Source organism: Leucobacter sp. CX169, assembly GCF_017161405.1.
In the GTDB taxonomy this organism is placed as follows: Bacteria; Actinomycetota; Actinomycetes; order Actinomycetales; family Microbacteriaceae; genus Cx-87.
The window spans coordinates 2,922,110-2,941,848 of the sequence record NZ_CP071051.1; the positions used below are offsets into that span (position 1 = coordinate 2,922,110).

Here is a 19,739-nt window from a genome sequence, read left to right on the forward strand (position 1 = left end):
TCGGTTTCACCTGCAAAACTTGTGGACATGAAGACCATCATTCGCATCCTGGTGTGCGCGTTCGCCCTCTGGCTCACGACCCTTATCGTGGGCGGCGGCGAGCCCCAACACTTCTGGGTCGAACCGATCAGCGAGGACAACTGGGGCAGGATCGGCACGTTCGTCCTCGTGGCGCTCCTGTTCGGCCTCGTGAACGGTTCACTCGGCCGCGTCGCCCGCTTCCTCACCTGGCCGCTGCGGGTCCTCACGCTTGGTCTCTTCGGCCTGCTCGTCAACGGCGCCCTGATCTTGGTGGTGGCGTGGGTCTCGGACCTCGCGGGCTTCGGGCTGCGCGTCGACGGGTTTTGGTGGGGCGTGCTGGGCGCGCTCGTGCTGTCCATCCTGACGGCCATCTTCAACGGGCTGCTCGGCACGACGAAATCAAAGATCCCCAAGGGCTAGCTCGGCTTCCTGCTGGCGTTGAACCGGAGTGTTCCGGAAGAATGGCCGGCATGAGCCATGCAACGGGAGTCCCCGCCGGTTGGTATCCGAATGCCCGGGGCGAGTTGCAGTGGTGGGACGGTGCCGCTTGGGGTCAGCTTGCCCCGCCGCCGCCCGCGCCACAGGTCGCAGCCAGCGCTCCGCGGGCGAAGTCCCGCACCTCGCCGTTCGTTTGGTGGTCGTTCGCGGCCTCTGCCCTCGGGATCGCGCTGGCCGGCGTCGGCGCATTCTCGGACGGGCTGGCATTCTTCGCCCTCATTCCAGCCTCGGTGGCGCTGGTGTTGGCAGTCATCGGGCTCGTGCAGTCCGCCCGCAAGTCCGCTGGTGTCTGGGCCCTGATCCTCGCGGTCCTCATCCTGCTCTCTCCCGTTCTCATCGTCATCGTGCTTGCGCTGATCTGGGCCGGGTCTGGGGTGTTCTCGCAGCTCACTGGGGGACCGGTCATCGGTTAGTTTCGTCCCGTCCGCTACCTGTGGGGCGCCGGGTTGCGCCCTGGACCCAAGCCTTCGCGTCGTGGGGGAGAATAGAGGCGGACGCAACCTCTCTGCGCCACACATGAGTCCCCACCGAGCCTCGGAGATTTCGCAATGACCGTTTTGCCCCCGCAGCCCCTTAGCCCGCTCGATGGCCGCTACCGCAGCGCGGTGCTGCCACTCGGCGACTTCCTCTCAGAAGCCGGGCTCAATCGGGCTCGAGTGCACGTCGAGGTCGAGTGGCTCGCGTACCTGACCTCGCACTCGCTCCTGGGCTCGACCCCACTCACTGACGCCGAGCTTTCCGAGCTGCGCGCTTGGGCCGCCGGCTTCGGCGAGGCTGAGATCGAGAAGCTCGCCGAGATCGAGGCTGTCACGCAGCACGACGTGAAGGCCGTCGAGTACCTCGTCCGCGAGCAGCTCGAGCGCCAGGGCCTCTCGCGCATCGCCGAGCTCACGCACGTCTGCTGCACGAGCGAGGACATCAACAACCTCTCGTACGCGCTCACCATCAAGCAGGCGGTCGCCGAGGTCTGGCTGCCGAAGCTGCAGATCGTCATCGACGAACTCGAGCGCCAGGCGGCGCAGTACCGCGAGCTGCCGATGATGGCCCGCACGCACGGCCAGCCCGCGACCCCGACCACCCTCGGCAAGGAACTCGCGGTGTTCGTGCACCGCCTGAATCGCCAGGTGGCGCAGATCGGCGAGATCGAGACGCTCGGCAAGTTCTCGGGCGCCACCGGCACGTTTGCCGCGCACCTCGCGGCCGACCCCGACGCCGACTGGCTCACGATCTCGCGCGAGTTCGTCGAGGGCCTCGGGCTCGACTGGAACCCGCTCACCACGCAGATCGAGTCGCACGACTGGCAGGCCGAGTTGTACTCGCGGATCGCGCACACCAACCGGATCCTGCACAACCTCGCGACGGACGTGTGGACCTACATCTCGATCGGCTACTTCCGCCAGATCCCCGTGGAGGGCGCGACCGGTTCGTCGACCATGCCGCACAAGGTCAACCCGATCCGCTTCGAGAACGCCGAGGCGAACCTCGAACTCTCGAACGCGATCCTCGAGTCCCTCGCGCAGACCCTCGTCACGAGCCGCCTGCAGCGCGATCTCACCGATTCGTCGGCACAGCGCAACATTGGCGTCGGCCTTGGCCACTCGGTGCTGGCGCTCGACAACATCAAGCGGGGGCTCGGCCAGATCGACGCTGCACCCGAGGTGCTCGCCGCGGACTTGAACGCGAACTGGGAGGTGCTGGGCGAGGCGATCCAGACCGTGATTCGCGCCGAGGTCACCGCCGGACGCTCTACGATCACTGACCCCTACGCGGCGCTCAAGGATCTGACCCGCGGGCGCCGGATCGGCCAGGCCGACCTCATCGAGTTCGTGCAGGGCCTCGAGATTGGCGATGCCGCAAAGGCGCGCCTGCTCGCGCTCACCCCCGAGACCTACACGGGGGCGGCGGCGGAGCTGCTCGACCTGCTGTAAGCAGCGACTGACAGAAGAAACGGCCGGCAGGTTTCCACGAGCGTGGGGCCTGCCGGCCGTTTCTTGTCTGACTACTTAGTGGCCGTTCACGCCTGTGCCGGCCGAATCCGTGCCACCTGCATCGGTACCGAGGTCCTTGCGCGCCTCGACGTCCTGGGCGTTCGGCTTCATGCCGAGGCCAATCAGGGCGATCATCATCACCGAAATGATGAAGGCGGCGCCGCCGAAGATCAGCATGAGCTTCCAGTCGCGCGTCGCCATGAGCACGATCAGTGCGGTGAAGATCGCGAGGATTCCGGAGAATCCGAGCAGCTCGAGCGGCTTGAGCCGGTCGCGAGTTGACGGGGTGTTCGGGACGGGCTTGGGGGACGGTGCGCTCATGATCCTGCGGTTTCAGTGTCGAGGGGGTTCGCGCGAACCGGCGTGGCGCCGGCCGCGGGGGAGAAGTCAAAAGCGGCAATCGCCAGGTACACGCCAGCGAGGATGCCGTAGGCGCCGAGGAAGCCGATGACCGCGACCGGGTCGCCCCCTGCGAGCGTGAGCGCGATCGCGAGCAGTCCGGAGAGGACGCCCATCATGATCGATTCTCGGTGGCCCGAGCGTAGCCCGCGCCAGAGCTCAATCACGGCGCCGAGAGCGGCCCAGACCGTCACGATGAAGGCGAAGGTCGCAGCCCCGGAAGTGGCGAGCGTGGCGACGCCAGCAAGCAGGGCGATCGCGCCGAGCGCGAATACCCAGCGGTCTATCGCTTCAGCCGCGCGACGCGCACTGAAGAACTGCGCTGCCGCAAGCGCGACCAGTGCCGCGCACAGGACCACGAAGATGGACCGATTGAACGCGACGTCCTCGTGCAGGGGCGCGGTAAAGGTAACGGCGAAGCCGATCGCGGCGAGCAGCGCCGCGCGCAGGAGCAACGAGAGGTCGACACGACGGTGAGGTGCCACGGAGGATTCCCCGGATTTCCCGTCTCGCGCGAAAGACATGCTCACTTGTTCCCCTTCACAGTCTGGATTCAGTGTATCGCCCCGAGCTGGGCGGACCTGGGGGTCGCCGCACGCCGGCGGCGACCCGAGTTCCTACATCCCGCTCGGCATGTCCTGGAAGCGGGAGTAGTGACCCTGGAAGCTCACGGTGACGGTGCCGATCGGACCATTTCGCTGCTTGGCCAGAATGAAGTCGGCCTCGCCCGCACGCGGGTTGTCCTTCTCGTAGGAGTTCTCCCGGTGCAGCAGGATGACCATGTCGGCGTCTTGCTCGAGCGAGCCCGACTCACGCAGGTCGCTAATAGCGGGCATCTTGTCGGCTCGCTGCTCTGACGCACGGTTCAGCTGAGACAGCGCGACCACGGGGACCTCGAGCTCCTTCGAGAGCAGCTTGAGTGCCCGCGAGAACTCCGAGACCTCCTGCTGGCGACTCTCTGACTTCTTGCCGCTCGAGAGCAGCTGCAGGTAGTCGATGACGACCATCTTGAGATCGTGGCGCTGCTTGAGTCGCCGACACTTCGCGCGGATCTCGACGAGCGTGAGGTTCGGGCTGTCGTCGATGAACAGCGGCGCATCGTTCACGCGCGCGGTCGTCGCAGCGAGCTTCGCCCAGTCGCGCTGGTCGAGCGTGCCCTTACGCATGTGCTGCAGTGGAATGGACGCCTCGGCGGAGAGCAAGCGCATGGCGATCTCCGCGCGCCCCATCTCGAGCGAGAAGAACACGGCGGTGGCGCCGGCGCCCACGGCCGCGGAGCGGGCAATATCGAGTGCGAGCGTCGACTTACCCATCGCCGGTCGGGCCGCGATGATGATCATCTGACCCGGGCCGAAGCCGTTCGTCATCTGATCGAGCTCTTTGAAGCCGGTCGGCACGCCCAGCATGCCGCCCTCTTGCCCCTGCGCGCGTTCAATCTCGGTAACCGCCGCCTCGACCGCATCGACAAGCGGGACGTAGTCATCGGCCGTGTTCGCGCCGGTGACACCGAAGATCTCGGACTGCGCGACGTTCACCAGGTCGACCGCTTCGCCCTCGCCGGCGTAGCCCATCTGTACGATGCGGGTGCCCGCCTCAACGAGGCGCCGCAGGAGGGCCTTCTCGGCAACGATCTCTGCGTAGAAACCGGCGTTGGCGGCCGTGGGCACGATGCTGACGACGGTGTGGAGGTACTCGACACCGCCCGCGCGCTGGAGTTCACCGTTCTTGGTGAGCTGATCGGTGACGGTGATGACGTCAGTGGGTTCGCCCTGCGAGTAGAGCGACAGGATCGCCTCGTAGATGACCTCGTGCTTGGGCACGTAGAAGTCCACACCGCGCAACAGGCCGGTCACGTCGGCGGTGGCGTCCTTCGACAGCAGCATTCCACCGAGCACGCTCTGCTCGGCAAGCAGGTCATGCGGCGGCGTGCGCTCGTGGCCGCGGCTATAGCCTGCTTCTTCTGGCTCGGGAATACCGAGATGGGCGATCGACATCCCGTGTCCTCTCTTGCGTCCTGTGTGGCGCCGTGCGAGCGGCTCCGGCCAGGACAGCGGAGACCACCGACATTCACGTTAGGCGTGCGGTTCGTTCGGGGCAAATCACCCTGTGGATAACTCTGTGTACAAATCGAGGAAAACCATGGTGTGTTATCCACAGCATGGGCACAAACCTGGGGATAACTCAGAGCATATATTACATAAAGTGCTTTTGAACTGGGATTTACAGTTTCCCCAGGTGTGGAATTGGCCGAGTTTAGACTCCGGCTTGAAGCTTGGAGGCCTGCGGCGTCTGTGGACAAGTCTGGAATGTCAGCAGCTTTGTCAAGGATGAACTTTGCCGGGAAAAAGCCGAAGGGGGCGGTCAGTTCCGAAGAACCCACCGCCCCCTCTGGCGTACTGCGCGGACTAGCGCTGCGCGATAACCTGCAGCGTAACGGTCGCGTCGACACCCTCGTGGAGGTGAATCGTCGCGACGTACTCGCCGGTCGTCTTGATCACGGGAAGCGTGACCTTGCGCTTGTCGATCTGGCCAACGCCAGCGGCCTCGATCGCGTCGGCAACAGCTGCCGGCTTGATCGAACCGAAGAGGCGTCCGCCGGTGCCGGTCTTCGCAACGAGGCGGACCTTGCCAGCCTCGAGCTTCGACTTGAGCGCCTGAGCGTCTTCGACCGATGCGTGCGCGCGAGCCTCGCGTGCAGCGCGGATCTGTGCGACCTGAGCCTCGCCACCGCGAGTCCAGTGCATGCCGAAGCCCTGCGGTACGAGGTAGTTACGGGCGTAGCCGTTCTTGACCTCAACCACGTCGCCTGCGGATCCGAGGCCCTGGACCTCGTTCGTGAGAATTACCTTTGCCATGTCGTTACTCCCTACCGGCCCGAGCCAGCGTAGGGCAGCAGTGCCATCTCGCGGGCGTTCTTGACTGCCTTCGCGATGAGGCGCTGTTCCTGAACCGACACGCCAGTAATACGGCGTGCACGGATCTTCCCGCGCTCGGAAATGAACTTACGGAGCGTTGCGACATCCTTGTAATCGATGACGCCAACGGTGATGGACTTCGCGGGTGCGGTGACCTTCGCGTTCTTTCCGCGGCCCGGCTTGCGGGCTGCGCCGCTTGACTTGCCAGCCATGTTGTCTCTTTTCGTGTAGCTGTGCCCAGTGCGGGCAAAAAATCGTTAGAAGGGAGCCTCAGTGTCATCGAAGCTCGCGCCGGGGTTTGCCCAGCTATCGCTCGATGTCGTCGACTGCCCCCAGGGCTGCTGCTGCTGCGCCGGAGCGGCCTGCGCCGCACCACCGCCGCCACCATTGAAGCCACCCACGGAGCCACGCGACTGCGCGCGCGTTACCTGAGCGGTGGCGTACCGGAGGCTGGGGCCGATTTCATCGACGTCCAGTTCGAACGACGTACGCCGTTCGCCCTCGCGGGTTTCGTAGGAGCGCTGGCGGAGGTTTCCCTTTGCAATAACGCGGGACCCCTTCGTCAACGAGCTCGCCACGTGCTCGGCGAACTCGCGCCACACGCTGCAGCGCAGGAAGAGCGCCTCGCCGTCCTTCCACTCGTTCGACTGCTTGTCGAACGTGCGGGGGGTACTTGCGATGGTGAACGAGGCCAAAGCCACGCCGCTATTCGTGAACTTCAGCTCGGGGTCGGCAGTAAGGTTGCCGACCACGGTGATCACGGTCTCGCCGGCCATGGACTACGCGCTCTGCTTCGCAGCCGCGCGAGCGGCCTTTGCAGCGTCACGCTCAGCCTGGGCAGCGCGCTGGGCGATGCCTTCGTCTGCGCGGAGCACCTTGGTGCGGAGCACTGCCTCGGAGAGACCCAGCTGGCGATCCAGCTCGTCGCTCGCGGCGGAAGTTGCGGTGAAGTCGACGACGACGTAAATGCCTTCGGACTTCTTGTTGATCTCGTACGCAAGACGGCGCTTGCCCCAGATGTCGACCTTGTCGATCGATCCACCTGCGTTAGTGATAACCCCAAGGAACTTATCCATGCTGGGGGCCACGGTGCGCTCATCAACTGCCGGATCGAGGATCACCATGAGTTCATACTGATGCGTCACTTACCCACCTCCTTCGGACTCAAAGGTCACAGGATCTCTGTGACAGGAGGGTATTTGCATCGTGTCCGCGCCATATGGGCACAGACAACCTCGTTAGCCTATCACCAATGCCGGGCGTTTCGCGCGGCCCCGGCAGACTAGTACTGCGTGACTGAGAAGTCTTCCAGCTGATCCATCAGCTCGGATTCTCCGGCTGGGCAATCTACCTGCGCGAGGAGAACGTTGTTGACCGGCAGAAACGCGCGAAGCAGGATGACGCGCTCTCGCGCCTCGCCGCTCGTCGTCGTGTACTGCGCTCTGAGCTGGGTCAGCTCCACCTGATCCGGTCCGAAGTCGAAGCGGGCATTCCAGCTGCCGTCAGGCCCAACCTCGGGGTCTACTGCCGAGTCCCATGGCAATCCGAGCCCGAGCGCGACGGGAATGCTGAGCTCGGTCGCCTCACGATCGGTAGCGGCCGTGGCGGCGTCTGGCACTCCGGTGCCCTGGAAGGTGTACATCTTGCAGCCGCTCTCGGCATGAGAGAGTTGGTTCACACCCTCGGTGTCCCAAATCTCGATCTGCCAGTCAGCGTCGTAGCCGATGCCCCAGAACGGGCCGGCGGCAAGTGGGACCTGCTGATCGAGCGAGAACACGGTGCCGCCCAGAACGTCGTCATCGTCGAAGTCGTCCGTCGGTGCGGGCGCCCCTTCAGTGGGCAGCGGCCCCGGATTCACCGCGTCGGTGAACTCGTTCACGATCCGGGGGATCAATACGGCCATCGCGACAATGAGCCCGATGAAGAGTGCCGCAAACACGCCGATCACCACCCACGCCCAGGCGGGCAGACCGCGACGGGGTGGCTGGCCGGGAGGGACGGGGGCGCCGGCGTACTGCGGGGGTTGGCCGGGGGAGTGCGGCGGCGGGGCGGCGTACTGCGGCGCGGGAGGAACCTGTTGGACGGGCGGAAGCGGGGGAACCGGCTGCCCCGGAGCAGCCGGGAAGTGCGGGTCCGGTGGCAGCTGCGTCATCAGGATCTCCGTCCGTCGGGTGCCTCGAGTCTACGGAAGTACTCGAGCGGAGCAACCAGATCTTTCTGGCCGCCGACGTGCGTGATCACCTCACCCTCGAGGCTCAGCTGGGTCTGGTGAGCGCCGAGTGCCGCGACCTTCTGGTCCAGCCACGGCGAAACGTCGTAGGTGTGCACGGGGCTTGAGCCGATCTCGCCCGCGGGGCGAAGCGGGTCGACCACGATCTCCCAGAAGGGGACGTCGAGGCCGAAGGCCACCGCGCGGCCGGCGCGATGCGCAAACACGTGGTCGGGGTGGCCGTAGCCGCCCATTGCGTCGTAGCTCACGACGGCGTCGATGTCCCACGCGTCGGCGACCGCAACGAGGTCGGCGAGCGCCTCGCTCGCGGAGGCCCGGGTGAGCGCAGCCTCGTCGATGTCGGCCGCGGCAGTCGCCCGTCCGTCGGGCCCCCAAGACATGCCTGAGTCGAGGTACCGACGCGGGGGCAGCTGCGCGCTGCGGGCGGGCAGCTCGCCCAAGAACGCGCGCGAACGCACGCCCAACGCCGCGAGCGCCGCCGCGAGTTCGCCCGCGCGATGGTCTGCGAGCGGCTCGTCGAGCTCGGTGCCGGGGGAGAGCTCGCCCTGTTCGCCACGCGTCAGCGTGACGACGCCGGGGTCCCGACCCGCTGCGGAAAGCGCCGCGATCGTCCCGCCCGTGGCGAGTGACTCATCGTCGGGGTGCGCATGGACGAACAGGATCCGCTCCGCGCCGCCAAACCACTCAGCGATGTTCATTGCCTCATTCATCCCTGCTCCGCTCGACGCGCATTCCACCAGTCCCGCAGCCGGTCGGCTGCGGCTTCCTCGCCAATCGGCCCCTCATCGAGACGCACTTCGAGGAGATAGCGGTAGGCCTCACCGACATCACGCCCCGGGCCGATCCCGAGCAGAGCCATGATCTGCTCGCCGTCGAGCTCGGGACGCACCGCCGCGAGCTCCTCCTCCTCGGCGAGCGTCACGATGCGCGCTTCGATGTCGTCGTACGCGAACTCCAGGCGTTCGGCCTTGCGACGGTTCCGGGTGGTGACGTCCGCCCGCGTGATGATGTGCAGCCGATCGAGCTCGGCACCCGCGTCACGAACGTAGCGTCGCACCGCCGAGTCGGTCCACTGCTGGTCGCTGTAGCCAAAGAACCGGAGGTGCAGCTCAATGAGGCGCGCGACCGAGGCGATCGTCTCATTGTCCAGGCGCAGCGCGCGCAGCCGCTTCCGCGCGAGCTTGGCGCCGACGAGATCGTGGTGGTGGAAGGTGACTCCACCCCGCTCGAACTTTCGCGTCGACGGCTTCCCGATGTCGTGCAGAAGCGCGGCGAGACGCAAGACGAGATCCGGGCCGGCGTCGGGGTCGGTGCGCCGCGCGATCTCAAGCCCAATCGCCTGTTCGAGCACGGTCAGGCTGTGCTCGTAGACGTCCTTGTGTCGGCCGTGGTCGTCCTGGGTCGCCCGCAACTCGCTGAGTTCGGGCAGGAAGCGATCGGCAAGGCCGGTGTCTACCAGCAGCCGGATCCCTGCTGCCGGGCGATCGGTCGCGAGCAGTTTCAGGAGCTCGTCCCGGATCCGCTCGGCCGAGACGATCTCGAGCCGCGGCGCGAACTCCACCATCGCGTCCCGCACGTCGTCCTCGACCACAAAGCCGAGCTGCGCAGAGAAGCGCGCGGCGCGCAGCATGCGCAGCGGGTCATCCGTGAACGAGGATTCCGCGGAGCCCGGGGTCTTGATCCTGCCCGCAAGGAGATCGTCAACGCCACCCGAGACGTCGACCAGCTTGAGTGAGGGCAGCATCAGCGCGAGGGCGTTGATCGTAAAGTCGCGCCGCACGAGGTCACCCTCGATGGTGTCGCCGAAGGTGACCTCAGGCTTGCGCGAGTCGTCGCGGTAGAGCTCAGCGCGGTACGTGGTGACCTCGACGGTCTCACCGTGCACCCTGGCCGCGATCGTGCCAAATGCGCGGCCGACGTCCCACGTCTTCGCGGCGACGGTCTCGAGAATGGCTCGGGTCTCGTCTGGCCGGGCCGAAGTCGTGAAATCGAGATCGGACACACGGCGTCCCAGGAGGGCATCGCGGACGGGGCCACCCACCAGCGCGAACTCGTGTCCTGCCGCGGCGAAGGCTTCGGCGAGTGCCTTGACCGGTCGGGACTCGGCGATTTCGCGCAGTGCGTCGAGGGATTCGGCGAGGGAGTGCATCCCTCAAGCGTAGTCGCGAAGCGGGAATGCGCGATCGTACCCGTGGCCGACAGCCCCCGCGCGGACACCACTCGTACACTGGGGGGATGCTCGAACGCGGCCCTCTCGGCACCCCCTCCGGTGCACCAGCCGCCAGGCGCGCCCGATCTCGCGTCGGCGCCGGGGTGCTCGCCGTGGCGCTGGCCCTGGGCACCGTCGCATTCGGCACGTTCGCGCTCGGCAATGCGACCCCGCCCGCGGGCGCCGTCGGGCAGTCGGCGCAGCACACAGAGACCCGCGCCGCGGAGGTCGCGAAGACCCAGCCGTCCCCGGTCCTCACGCTCGCCCCTGTCCGCCCCGCGCTCCTCAGCAACGACGAGTCGGCCGAGTTTGAGCTGTGGCTCGAGAATCCGGGCGACACCGAGCTCGCCGCGTCTCGGGTCGAGCTCGCCCTCGACCCGATTCGAATCACCGGCGAGGCTGGGCTCGACGCGGAGTTCCCCATCGAGACTGCGCTCACGCTGCTCGAGGCGGAGACCCCGACCGTGCCCGCGGGGGAGGGGCGCCTCGTCAGCCTCGCGGTCCCGCGCGCAGAGTGGCCGCTGACCACGGCCTCCGACGCTGGCGTGTACCGCGTCTCTGCCCGGATCGTGCCCGATGCCGACAGCGACACACCGGAGCTCTCCACCACCGCCCCTATCGTCTGGCGCGGCGCGGGCGGGCTCACCCGGGTGCAATTGACGACCATCGTGCCGATGCTCCTTCCCGAGAGCATCCCGAGCCTGCCGCGACGCGGTCAGTTGGACGAACTCATGGGTCCCGGGTCGCAGCTCGACGAGCTCCTGAACACCGCGGAGCAGCGCGGCGCGACGCTTGCCATCGACCCACGTGTGGTGGCTGGTGTGCGCGTCTACGGCGAATCGGCCTCCGCCGCCGCACAGAGCTTTGTTGAGCGCCTGGGTCTGACGAGCGCTTCGTCCTTTGCCCTGCAATTTGCCGACGCTGATCCCTCCGCCCAGGCTGCGCTCGGGTTCTCGCGCATGCTCGCTCCTGAAGGCCTCTCCTTTGCGACCCGCTTTGGGACGTTCGCGGGGCAGGATCCTGCCGAAACTCCCGCCGAGCCGAGTCCGACTGACGGCCCCCCCGACGAACCGGCGTCGGACCCTGAGCCGATTGGCGTGCCCAGCCTCGCCGAGCTGACCACTGTTGCGACCACCTTGCCCGGCACCGCGTGGCCGGCGTCGGACAGTCTTACCCCCAAGGTGCTCGACCTCCTCGGGCGCAACGGCTACTCCCGGGTGATCGCTTCGGGCGAGAACGTCTCGGTCGCGGGCGGCGCGGCGCGCGGGACGCTGAACGGGGTCGAGTACCTCGTCTCGGACGCATCGCTCGACGCGGCTGCGCGCACGGCGCTGACCGCCGAGAACGAGACCGGTCACCGCTCGGGCGTCGCTCGCACGAGCGCGCTCCTGGTACTGCGTGCCCAGGCGGGCGACCCGGGCACCGTCGTCGCCCTCGATCGCGCCGCGACCCCGGAGTCGCCCTACGCGGTCGAGCTGGTCAATACGCTGTCGGCGCTGCCGTGGGTCGAACCGGTCGCGCCGGGGGAGCTCCCTGAGGGCGCCGTCACGCTCACGCCCGCCGCCGAAGCAGCGTCCCCTGAACGAATCGCCGCCCTCGGCGAGGCTGTCGCCCGTGAACCACAGGTGCTCGACTATTCGCGGGTGCTCGTGGCGCCCGAGTACCTCATCGACCTGCAGCGCGTTCGCCTACTCCAGCTGTTCAGCGCCCGCTACACGACACCCGACGCCAACTTCGCGTCCGCGGCGCAGCGTGCCGCCGAACGCGACGCCGAGACACTGAACGGTGTGCGCGTCGTGACCTCGACCCACACGCAGCTGGTCGGGACCACGTCGCGCGTGCCGATCCAGGTGCGCAATACCCTGCCCTTCGACGCCCTCCTCGTCGCCGAGGTCGTCCCCACCAACGCCGCACTTGTCGTGACTGGCGAGGACCTGAAGCCCGCGCTCATTCCGAGCGAGAGCAGCACCAACATCCTGGTGCCGGTGCGCACCAGAGTCTCGTCCGGCGAGTCCGGTCTCGAGGTCGAACTGACGGCCGCCAGCGGCGGTGAGGTCGTCACGAGCGGCCTGCTCGCGATCTCCATCCGCAGCAGCTGGGAGACCGTGGCCCTGGGTTCGCTCGCCGTCCTCACCGCCGCTTTCTTCGGATTTGGCATCTGGCGCAGTATCCGGCGTCGCTCCCGTACGTCGGCTGAGGATCCGGGAATAGTCGAGCCGTAGGATGAGTTACACCCAACGGAGCCCCCAGTCGCCTGACGCGGGTCTTCGAACTCGCGCAGGCGCGCGACGCTTCACGAGGAGAACGCATGCACCAGATCATCATCATCGGTTCCGGCCCGGCAGGGTTCACTGCGGCAATCTACGCGGCGCGCGCCGGTCTCGAGCCGCTGCTGTTCGCGAGCTCGGTAGAGCCTGGCGGTGAGCTGATGAACACGACCGATGTCGAGAACTTCCCCGGCTTCCCCGAGGGGATCCAGGGGCCTGAGCTCATGGAGAAGATGCAGGCGCAGGCCGAGCGCTTCGGCACGAAGGTCGCATACGACGACGTCGCCTCACTCGATCTCTCGGGTGACGTGAAGAAGGTCACCACTTCGGACGGCACTGTGCACGAGGCCGCCTCAGTGATCTTTGCGACCGGCTCGGCCTACCGCAAGCTCGGCATCACTGACGAAGACCGCCTCTCGGGGCACGGTGTCTCGTGGTGCGCCACCTGCGACGGGTTCTTCTTCCGCGACAAGACGATCGCGGTCGTGGGCGGCGGCGACTCGGCGATGGAAGAGGCGACGTTCCTCACTCGCTTCGCCAAGAAGGTCTATGTGATTCACCGCCGAGACGAGCTCAAGGCGTCGAAGATCATGCAGCAGCGGGCATTCGACAACGAGAAGATCGAGTTCATCTGGAACGCCGGCGTCGAGGGTATCTCCGGGGACGACTCGGTCACTGGCGTCACGCTGCGCGACACCGTCACGGGCGAGGTGAGCGAGCTCGCGCTCGAGGGACTCTTCATCGCGATCGGCAATGACCCGCGCACCGCGCTCATTCACGGCGTCCTCGACCTCACGGCCGACGGCACGATCGCGGTTGACGGGCGTAGTTCTCGCACCTCGGTTCCCGGCGTCTTTGCCGCCGGCGACGTCATCGATCCCAGCTACCGGCAGGCAATCACGGCTGCCGCGTCCGGCACGGTCGCGGCCCTCGACGCCGAGCACTTCCTCGCGGCGCTCGCCGAGTCGGTTCCCGCCGGCGCCACCGCATAGTTTCCGACCCACCCATAAGGAGTTCGCATGTCCAACGCAATCACCGTCGACGAGGGCACCTTCGACCAGGTCGTCCTGCAGAGCGACATCCCCGTGCTGGTCGACTTCTGGGCAGTCTGGTGCGGCCCGTGCCGCGCCGTCGCGCCGATCCTCGATCAGATCTCGATCGAGCAGGAGGGCAAGCTACGCGTCGTCAAGCTCAATGTTGACGAGAACCCGAACCTCGCCGCCCAGTACCGCATCACCTCCATCCCCGCGATGAAGGTGTTCAAGGACGGCGCTGAGGTCCTCGAAATCATCGGGGCCCAGCCCAAGTTGATGATCGAGAAGCAGCTCGCGGGCGTTCTCTAACCAACAGCAACTCGCAAAGGAGGGGCCGGTCCAAGTGGACCGGCCCCTCCTTTCTCGCTTACGCGCTCTCGGCGAGGGCTGCCAGCCGATCGATCGACGCGCGAAGGTTCTCGGCCGTCGTCGCGCGCGCGCGCTCCATGCGGCCCGGATCGTGCAGCTGCGTCCAGTCGTAGGTGTGCCGAACGAGCACTCGGTTCTCGGGGAGCGGCTCGATCTCCCAGCGCCAGAGGTGGCCCGGGGCCGCCTCGCCCACGGGCGCCGGCAGCCAGGCGATAAGCCGGCCCTCGGCGAACTCGGCCACCCGGTTCTCGCGCACGCGATCGCCGACGTTCGTCATCACAAACACGTCGTGGGCGCCTCGAACTCGCTGGCCGGGGGCGGCCGATGACAAGTTGTTGTTGCCGTCCCACCGGGGCTGCTGGGCGGGGTCGGCAATCAGTTCGAACACGGTCTCCGCGTCAGCGAACACCTCGCGTTCCGCAGAAACGACTCTGAATTCTTCGCTCATGTCGCCAGTCAAGCACACCCGTACGGGTGCCGCGAGAGGCCTAACTAAATCCGGGATCGCCGAGCTCGTGCAGGATCCGGTTGAGGTCTTGAATCGTCGCGAACTCGATCACGACCTGGCCCTTCTTGGCCGTCAAGTTCACCTTCACCCGAGTGTCTAGGCGGTCCCCGAGGCGCTCACCGATCTCGGCAAGCTGACCGAGGCGGCCGCCCGGGCGAGGCTTGGGACGCTTCGGGCGGGTGTCACTCGCCACCGCCTCAGCGGCGCGGACAGACAGGCCCTCGTTGACGATCTTGTCAGCGAGATGGGTCATCGCGATGTCGTCGCCCGTCAGGGCGAGGATCGCGCGCGCGTGCCCCGCCGAGAGCACCCCGGCAGCGACACGCGACTGAATGGTCTCGGGGAGCTGCAATAGCCGGATCGTGTTCGTGATCTGCGGGCGCGATCGTCCAATGCGCTGCGCCAGCTGTTCCTGCGTGATCCCAAAGTCAGCGAGCAGCTGCTGATAGGCCGATGCCTCTTCCAGGGGGTTCAGCTGAGCGCGGTGCAGGTTCTCGAGCAGCGCGTCGCGCAGCATGTCCTCGTCGGCCGTGCTGCGCACGATCGCGGGGATCTCGGTGAGGCCGGCTCGCTTGCTGGCTCGGAGGCGGCGCTCACCCATGATGAGTTCGAAGCGGGGCTCGCCCTTCGCGGGCGCCGGCTCGATGGCCCTGACCACGATGGGCTGGAGCACGCCGAACTCGCGCACGCTGTGCGTGAGCTCGCTGAGCGCTTCCTCGTCAAACTCGGTGCGAGGCTGCACCCGGTTGGGGACGATGTCCAGCGGCGAGAGGTGCATGAGCGTCGCGCCGGGCACCTCGCGGAGCGTGTGCTCGTCGTCGGGCACTTCGATCTCGGCGCTCGGCTCAGCCTTGGCGGCCACCGAATTTGACGGGAAGAACACGTCTACCGGTCGCTCACCCTCGCTGGGGGACTGCGGAATCAGCGCGCCAATGCCTCGACCGAGTCCGCTTCGCTTCTTGGTGGCCATCGTTACGCTCCTTCAATCTGCTCGTCGATCCCGCGACCGGGGGAAGTGTTGCTCCGCTCGGCCATTTCGGCCGCCGCCTCGAGATAAGCGAGCGCGCCGGTCGACGAGGGGTCGTAGGCGAGCACGGTCTGCCCGTAGCTCGGTGCCTCCGAGATTCTCACTGAACGAGGGATCGCCACAGCCAGGGTCTCGGCCGGGAAGTGCGTGCGCACTTCCTCGGCGACTTCCTGGGCGAGATTCGTTCGTGAGTCGTACATGGTAAGCAGGATCGTGGAGACCCGAAGGGTCGGATTCAGGTGCTTCTCGATCAGCGCAATGTTGCCGAGCAGCTGGCTCAGCCCCTCGAGCGCGTAGTACTCGCACTGGATCGGAATGAGTACCTCATCGGCAGCGACGAACGCGTTGACCGTGAGCAGGCCGAGCGACGGCGGGCAGTCAATGAAGACGTAGTGGAAATTGTGCTCGGGGTCCTCGAGGAAGCTCTGTACCGCGGTACGCAGGCGCTGCTCCCGGGCGACGAGCGAGACGAGTTCGATCTCAGCACCGGCAAGGTGAATCGTCGAGGGCACGCAGAACAGGTGATCGTTGTCGCTCGCCTGCTGGATGGCGTCCGCGATGGTGGCGTCGCCGAGAAGCACGTCGTACACGCTTGTCACCTCGGGCCGGTGCTCGACGCCGAGCGCGGTCGAGGCGTTCCCCTGAGGGTCGAGATCGATCACGAGCACGTTCGCCCCCCGGCGCGACAGCGCCGCGGCAAGGTTGACGGTCGTGGTGGTTTTCCCCACGCCGCCCTTCTGGTTCGAGACCGTAATGACGCGAGTACGCGCGGGCAACGGCGAGTTCGTGGCCTCCAACTTACGGCGACGCCGAACTTTGTCCGCAAGGTGATTCCCCAGCGGTGTGCTCTCGACTTCTGTCATTAGTTCCTCGTGCGCCGCGCGGCGGCCGTTTGTCAGCTGAAAACGACAGGGCTCACGCGCCGCGTGAGCCTCGCTCTACTGTAGCCCGAAAGACGCGCGTACTTTCAGCAAGAAGTCCCTCGCCGAGAATCTCGAAGCGCGCGTCGCGGAGCTTGTACTTGGCGATCGCCTTCCGCGCCGACTCGATCTCCGCCTCGACACTCGCGCCCTTCAGCAGCAGGAACTCGCCGCCGTCGCGCAGCAGGGGAGCCGTGAGGGGGACGAGCGTGCGAAGCGCGGTGACCGCTCGGGCCGTAACCTGATCGACCTCCACCGCGCCGCCGTGGAATTCTTCGGCTCGGCCACGCTGCGTGCGGACGTTCTCGAGGCCCAAGCGGTCGATCTGCTCGTCCAGCCACGCGATCCTGCGTTCCATTGGCTCGATGAGCACGAACTCCGCATCGGGCCGCACGATGGCGAGAACCAGCCCCGGCATGCCGCCGCCCGTGCCGATGTCGGCGACGCGCGCTCCCGATCGAATGAGCGGGGCGAGCAGTGCCGAGTTCAGTAGGTGCCGCGTCCAGAGGCGCGGGGGCTCGAGCGGACCAATGAGGCCGAGCTCTTCGCCGCGGCGACCGAGGTCCTCGGCGAACTGCCGCAGGACCGGAAGCCGGTCACCCGCCAGCGCAGCGGCCGCAGCTGGCTCTACTTCGACCGGAACGGCAGCGTGCACTTCGGGCGTCACTCGGGGTGCGTCATCGTGAGTCATCGTTTCACGTGAAACTACTCGGCGACCGAGTCGCTGGCCGCGATCGGGCGGATGACGAGACGGCGGTCCCGGCCTTCCCCGCGCGACTCCGAGTGGTGGGCGCGCTCAGCGACGTAGTCGTGCACGAGCTTGCGTTCGTAGGATGACATCGGCTCAAGCTCGATCTCGGCGCGGCCGGCGGCAATGGCCGCGATCGCGTGGTCGACCAGACGCTGGAGTTCAGAGGTGCGTGCCTCACGCGATCCAGCGACGTCGAGGATGAGGCGGGAGAAGCGTCCCGTACGGGCCTGCACCGAAAGGCGACTCAGCTCCTGCAGCGCCTGCACGGTATCGGGAGTCGCGAGGCGATCAAGATCGTCGCTGCCCGAGATCGACAGGTACGCGCGCCCATTGCGGACGTCAATGTCGAGGTCTCCATCGAGATCGGTGATATCGAGCAACGCCTCAAGGTAATCGGCGGCAAGATCGCCCTCGGCCTCGAGTTCGCTCAGGCTCGGCTCGCCGGCCGGGGTCTCCGGGATCGCGGTCATGCCTTCTTCCCGCCCTTCTTCGCGCGCTTCGCGCTCACGGGCTGCTGACGCTGGCCCACCTGGCGAGCGGCTTCCGCAACTTCCTCGGGGGTCGCATCATCCGTGAGCTTGCCCTTGGCCCGCAGACGCTCCTGGCGGGCGCGGTATGCGTCACTGCCCGGGGTCGGCATGTTCCGGATCACGATGAACTGCTGAGCCATCGTCCAGATGTTGGAAGAGAACCAGTAGATGTTGAGCGCGAGCGGGAATGCGACGCCGGAGAAGAGGAACATGAAGGGAATGATGTACAGCATGATCTTCTGCTGGCGGTACATCGGCGACTGCTTGGTCTCGTCCGAGACGTTCTTCGAGACGATCTGCAGCTGCGTGAAGAACTGCGACGCGATCATCAGGATGACAATGATGCCGAGCATGATGACGACCGGGGCCTGCCCGGCCTCCCAGCCCTGCGTGAATGTCATCTTGAGCGGGGCGCCAAAGACGGAGGCGGCGTTGAAGCTCGCCGTCAGGTTCTCGTTCATCAAGCCGATGCCGGGCTCGTTTCGCGAGGCGTGTTGCAAGACGTAGAAGAGCGAGAAGAAGACCGGCATCTGCAGCAGGATCGGCAGGCACGAAGCGAACGGGTTCGTCCCGTGCTTCTTGTACAGCGCCATGGTCTCGCGGCTCATAGCCTCACGCGAGAACTGATCCTTCTTGCCCTTGTACTTGTCCTGGACCTTCTTCAGCTGCGGCGCCATGTCCATCATGCGACGCTGCGACTTGATCTGCCGCACCGTCAGTGGGATCAGTGCTGAGCGCACCACGACGACGACGCCCAGGATCGCCAAGACCCAGGTGAGCCCACTTGCAGGATCCATGCCGAGCCACGTGAAGAGCTGGTGCCAGAGAACGAGCACGCTCTCGACGAGCCAGCGCAGCGGCCAGAGTATGGTCTCGAAGAAATCCATCTGTGGACTACACCTTTCGGGTAACGGCAGCAGGCTCTGGGACGGTTGCCCCATGTGCACAGACAAAACCGTGAGTATTCGTACGGAAGTGTGGGTTCAGCGGTGTGGGAACGTCGTCGATCCCGCCCGCGGAAAAGGGATTGCAGCGAAGCAGTCGGCGGATGGTCAGCCAGACGCCGCGAACAAACCCGTGCTGCTGGTACGCCTCAAGCGAGTAACGCGAGCACGAGGGGTAATACCGACAGACCTCACCGTAGAGCGGAGAGATCAGGCGTCGATAGACCTTCATGATGGTGATCGCCGCGTTGCGGGGGAGCAGCCAAAGAAACGTGGCGACATTCATATGCGTCACTGATTCCTCTCTGCAACCACGCGGCGTACGGCCCGACCGACTTCGTCTGCCATTCTCGCGTATGGCGCATCTGAAGAGGCAGGGAGTACGCGAAATACTACGTCCACCCCGGTGAGTCCATCGTGCAGCAGGGCCTCAGTGATGCCCTTCAGGCGGCGGCGCAGAAGATTTCGCGTGACCGCGTTGCCCACCGCCTTCGTAACGATGTATCCGAAACGTGCAGGATCCTCCGGGGAACGCAAAACCGCGTGGGTGATGCAATATGCACCTCCCACGCGGCGGCCCTTACGGACGATGCTTCGGTACTCGTCACCCCGCGTGACTCGATGTTGCCTCGACGGCACGATCGTTCGGGTTCGAGTGAAGCGTCAGTTACGCGGAGAGCTTCGTGCGGCCCTTGGCGCGACGTGCGCCGAGGATCGCGCGACCCGCACGGGTGCGCATGCGAAGGCGGAAGCCGTGCACCTTGGCGCGGCGGCGGTTGTTGGGCTGGAACGTGCGCTTGCTCATGAAACTCTCCGTTGCGTGGAATTAAAACACCCAGCCGCAGATGACCAGGAAATCGGAACGGGCACGAGAGGCCCATACAAAGCGTTAACACTACGCCGAAATGCCGGCCCCGTCAATGTGAGGCGCGTCAGCGCGCAAATACCATCCGCGTGCGGCATTTCTCTCGTAGGCAAATCGGCGAGTCGCAATTTCACGACTTGCCTGGTGCGTACGGCGTGGTTAGCGTGGACTCCAAGTTATCCCCAGGTGGTGGATAATTTTCTGTGTCGCCCAGGTTTCCGTAGGTTTGCTTGTGGATAACCTTGGGGATGAGCTTCGATAGTC

25 protein-coding genes are annotated in these 19,739 nt (G+C 66.1%); 6 read left to right on the forward strand and 19 right to left on the reverse strand.

Features of this window, described 5'->3' with window-relative positions; translation table 11 throughout:
- The first annotated feature begins 27 nt into the window (after positions 1 to 27).
- The 3 genes from JW030_RS13335 to purB all read left to right on the forward strand — a co-directional run bounded on the left by JW030_RS13335 (position 28) and on the right by purB (position 2,447).
- Complete coding sequence (locus JW030_RS13335) at positions 28 to 441, forward strand: phage holin family protein (RefSeq protein WP_188045107.1); 414 nt, start codon at positions 28 to 30, stop codon at positions 439 to 441.
- A 50-nt stretch (positions 442 to 491) separates the two neighbouring features.
- Entirely contained in the window at positions 492 to 932 is a 441-nt protein-coding gene (locus tag JW030_RS13340) for a hypothetical protein (protein WP_188045106.1), read from the forward strand.
- Positions 933 to 1,067: 135 nt separating this feature from the next.
- Positions 1,068 to 2,447, forward strand: a complete 1,380-nt coding sequence (purB, locus tag JW030_RS13345) for an adenylosuccinate lyase (protein ID WP_188045105.1) — start codon at positions 1,068 to 1,070, stop codon at positions 2,445 to 2,447.
- 75 nt (positions 2,448 to 2,522) lie between these two features.
- Here the strand turns inward: purB and JW030_RS13350 are convergent, their stop codons facing one another.
- The 10 genes from JW030_RS13350 to JW030_RS13395 all read right to left on the reverse strand — a co-directional run bounded on the left by JW030_RS13350 (position 2,523) and on the right by JW030_RS13395 (position 10,200).
- Complete coding sequence (locus JW030_RS13350) at positions 2,523 to 2,828, reverse strand: ABC transporter ATP-binding protein (protein ID WP_188045104.1); 306 nt, start codon at positions 2,826 to 2,828, stop codon at positions 2,523 to 2,525.
- A complete protein-coding gene (locus JW030_RS13355; RefSeq protein ID WP_188045103.1) occupies positions 2,825 to 3,391 on the reverse strand; it encodes a hypothetical protein in 567 nt (188 codons plus the stop codon). The genes JW030_RS13350 and JW030_RS13355 overlap by 4 nt, the downstream gene beginning before the upstream one ends.
- A gap of 132 nt (positions 3,392 to 3,523) precedes the next feature.
- On the reverse strand, positions 3,524 to 4,900 hold the full coding sequence (gene dnaB / locus JW030_RS13360) for a replicative DNA helicase (RefSeq protein ID WP_188045102.1): 1,377 nt from the start codon (positions 4,898 to 4,900) through the stop codon (positions 3,524 to 3,526).
- A gap of 411 nt (positions 4,901 to 5,311) precedes the next feature.
- A complete protein-coding gene (rplI, locus tag JW030_RS13365; RefSeq protein WP_188045101.1) occupies positions 5,312 to 5,761 on the reverse strand; it encodes a 50S ribosomal protein L9 in 450 nt (149 codons plus the stop codon).
- Between the two features lie 11 nt (positions 5,762 to 5,772).
- The gene (gene rpsR / locus JW030_RS13370; RefSeq protein ID WP_188045100.1) at positions 5,773 to 6,033 is read right to left on the reverse strand and encodes a 30S ribosomal protein S18; all 261 of its coding nucleotides are present in this window, start codon (positions 6,031 to 6,033) and stop codon (positions 5,773 to 5,775) included.
- Between the two features lie 45 nt (positions 6,034 to 6,078).
- Entirely contained in the window at positions 6,079 to 6,597 is a 519-nt protein-coding gene (locus JW030_RS13375) for a single-stranded DNA-binding protein (protein WP_188045099.1), read from the reverse strand.
- A gap of 3 nt (positions 6,598 to 6,600) precedes the next feature.
- Positions 6,601 to 6,966 carry a 30S ribosomal protein S6 gene (gene rpsF / locus JW030_RS13380; protein ID WP_188045098.1) on the reverse strand — a complete coding sequence of 122 codons (366 nt, stop codon included), beginning with the start codon at positions 6,964 to 6,966 and terminating at the stop codon, positions 6,601 to 6,603.
- 137 nt (positions 6,967 to 7,103) lie between these two features.
- A complete protein-coding gene (locus tag JW030_RS13385; protein ID WP_188045097.1) occupies positions 7,104 to 7,973 on the reverse strand; it encodes a hypothetical protein in 870 nt (289 codons plus the stop codon).
- Positions 7,973 to 8,761, reverse strand: coding sequence for a PIG-L deacetylase family protein (locus JW030_RS13390; protein WP_188045096.1), 789 nt, complete (start codon positions 8,759 to 8,761; stop codon positions 7,973 to 7,975). Before JW030_RS13390 ends, JW030_RS13385 begins: the two co-directional genes overlap by 1 nt.
- Entirely contained in the window at positions 8,758 to 10,200 is a 1,443-nt protein-coding gene (locus JW030_RS13395) for a CCA tRNA nucleotidyltransferase (RefSeq protein ID WP_188045095.1), read from the reverse strand. Before JW030_RS13395 ends, JW030_RS13390 begins: the two co-directional genes overlap by 4 nt.
- An 86-nt stretch (positions 10,201 to 10,286) precedes the next feature.
- On the opposite strand from JW030_RS13395, the gene JW030_RS13400 reads away from it, so the two are divergent.
- The 3 genes from JW030_RS13400 (at position 10,287) to trxA (ending at position 13,870) form a co-directional block, all read left to right on the forward strand.
- Positions 10,287 to 12,482, forward strand: coding sequence for a DUF6049 family protein (locus JW030_RS13400; protein WP_188045094.1), 2,196 nt, complete (start codon positions 10,287 to 10,289; stop codon positions 12,480 to 12,482).
- An 86-nt stretch (positions 12,483 to 12,568) separates the two neighbouring features.
- Positions 12,569 to 13,519, forward strand: coding sequence for a thioredoxin-disulfide reductase (gene trxB, locus JW030_RS13405; protein ID WP_188045093.1), 951 nt, complete (start codon positions 12,569 to 12,571; stop codon positions 13,517 to 13,519).
- Between the two features lie 27 nt (positions 13,520 to 13,546).
- Positions 13,547 to 13,870: a thioredoxin gene (trxA, locus tag JW030_RS13410; RefSeq protein ID WP_188045092.1), complete on the forward strand. Its 324-nt coding sequence runs from the start codon at positions 13,547 to 13,549 to the stop codon at positions 13,868 to 13,870.
- 58 nt (positions 13,871 to 13,928) lie between these two features.
- On the opposite strand, the gene JW030_RS13415 is transcribed toward trxA, so the two are convergent.
- From JW030_RS13415 to rpmH, 9 genes are read right to left on the reverse strand one after another with little or no spacing between them, the layout of a single operon-like run.
- Complete coding sequence (locus JW030_RS13415; RefSeq protein ID WP_188045091.1) at positions 13,929 to 14,378, reverse strand: SRPBCC family protein; 450 nt, start codon at positions 14,376 to 14,378, stop codon at positions 13,929 to 13,931.
- A gap of 40 nt (positions 14,379 to 14,418) precedes the next feature.
- The gene (locus JW030_RS13420) at positions 14,419 to 15,408 is read right to left on the reverse strand and encodes a ParB/RepB/Spo0J family partition protein (RefSeq protein ID WP_188045090.1); all 990 of its coding nucleotides are present in this window, start codon (positions 15,406 to 15,408) and stop codon (positions 14,419 to 14,421) included.
- 2 nt (positions 15,409 to 15,410) lie between these two features.
- Positions 15,411 to 16,328, reverse strand: coding sequence for a ParA family protein (locus JW030_RS13425; protein ID WP_188045089.1), 918 nt, complete (start codon positions 16,326 to 16,328; stop codon positions 15,411 to 15,413).
- Positions 16,329 to 16,380: 52 nt separating this feature from the next.
- Positions 16,381 to 17,076: a 16S rRNA (guanine(527)-N(7))-methyltransferase RsmG gene (gene rsmG / locus JW030_RS13430; RefSeq protein WP_188045088.1), complete on the reverse strand. Its 696-nt coding sequence runs from the start codon at positions 17,074 to 17,076 to the stop codon at positions 16,381 to 16,383.
- 14 nt (positions 17,077 to 17,090) lie between these two features.
- Positions 17,091 to 17,606: a R3H domain-containing nucleic acid-binding protein gene (locus JW030_RS13435; RefSeq protein ID WP_188045087.1), complete on the reverse strand. Its 516-nt coding sequence runs from the start codon at positions 17,604 to 17,606 to the stop codon at positions 17,091 to 17,093.
- The gene (yidC, locus tag JW030_RS13440; protein ID WP_188045086.1) at positions 17,603 to 18,553 is read right to left on the reverse strand and encodes a membrane protein insertase YidC; all 951 of its coding nucleotides are present in this window, start codon (positions 18,551 to 18,553) and stop codon (positions 17,603 to 17,605) included. The genes JW030_RS13435 and yidC overlap by 4 nt, the downstream gene beginning before the upstream one ends.
- Before the next feature lie 7 nt (positions 18,554 to 18,560).
- On the reverse strand, positions 18,561 to 18,896 hold the full coding sequence (gene yidD, locus JW030_RS13445; RefSeq protein ID WP_188045249.1) for a membrane protein insertion efficiency factor YidD: 336 nt from the start codon (positions 18,894 to 18,896) through the stop codon (positions 18,561 to 18,563).
- A gap of 5 nt (positions 18,897 to 18,901) precedes the next feature.
- Positions 18,902 to 19,249 carry a ribonuclease P protein component gene (rnpA, locus tag JW030_RS13450; RefSeq protein WP_188045085.1) on the reverse strand — a complete coding sequence of 116 codons (348 nt, stop codon included), beginning with the start codon at positions 19,247 to 19,249 and terminating at the stop codon, positions 18,902 to 18,904.
- 28 nt (positions 19,250 to 19,277) lie between these two features.
- Entirely contained in the window at positions 19,278 to 19,415 is a 138-nt protein-coding gene (gene rpmH / locus JW030_RS13455) for a 50S ribosomal protein L34 (RefSeq protein WP_188045084.1), read from the reverse strand.
- Positions 19,416 to 19,739 lie beyond the last annotated feature (324 nt).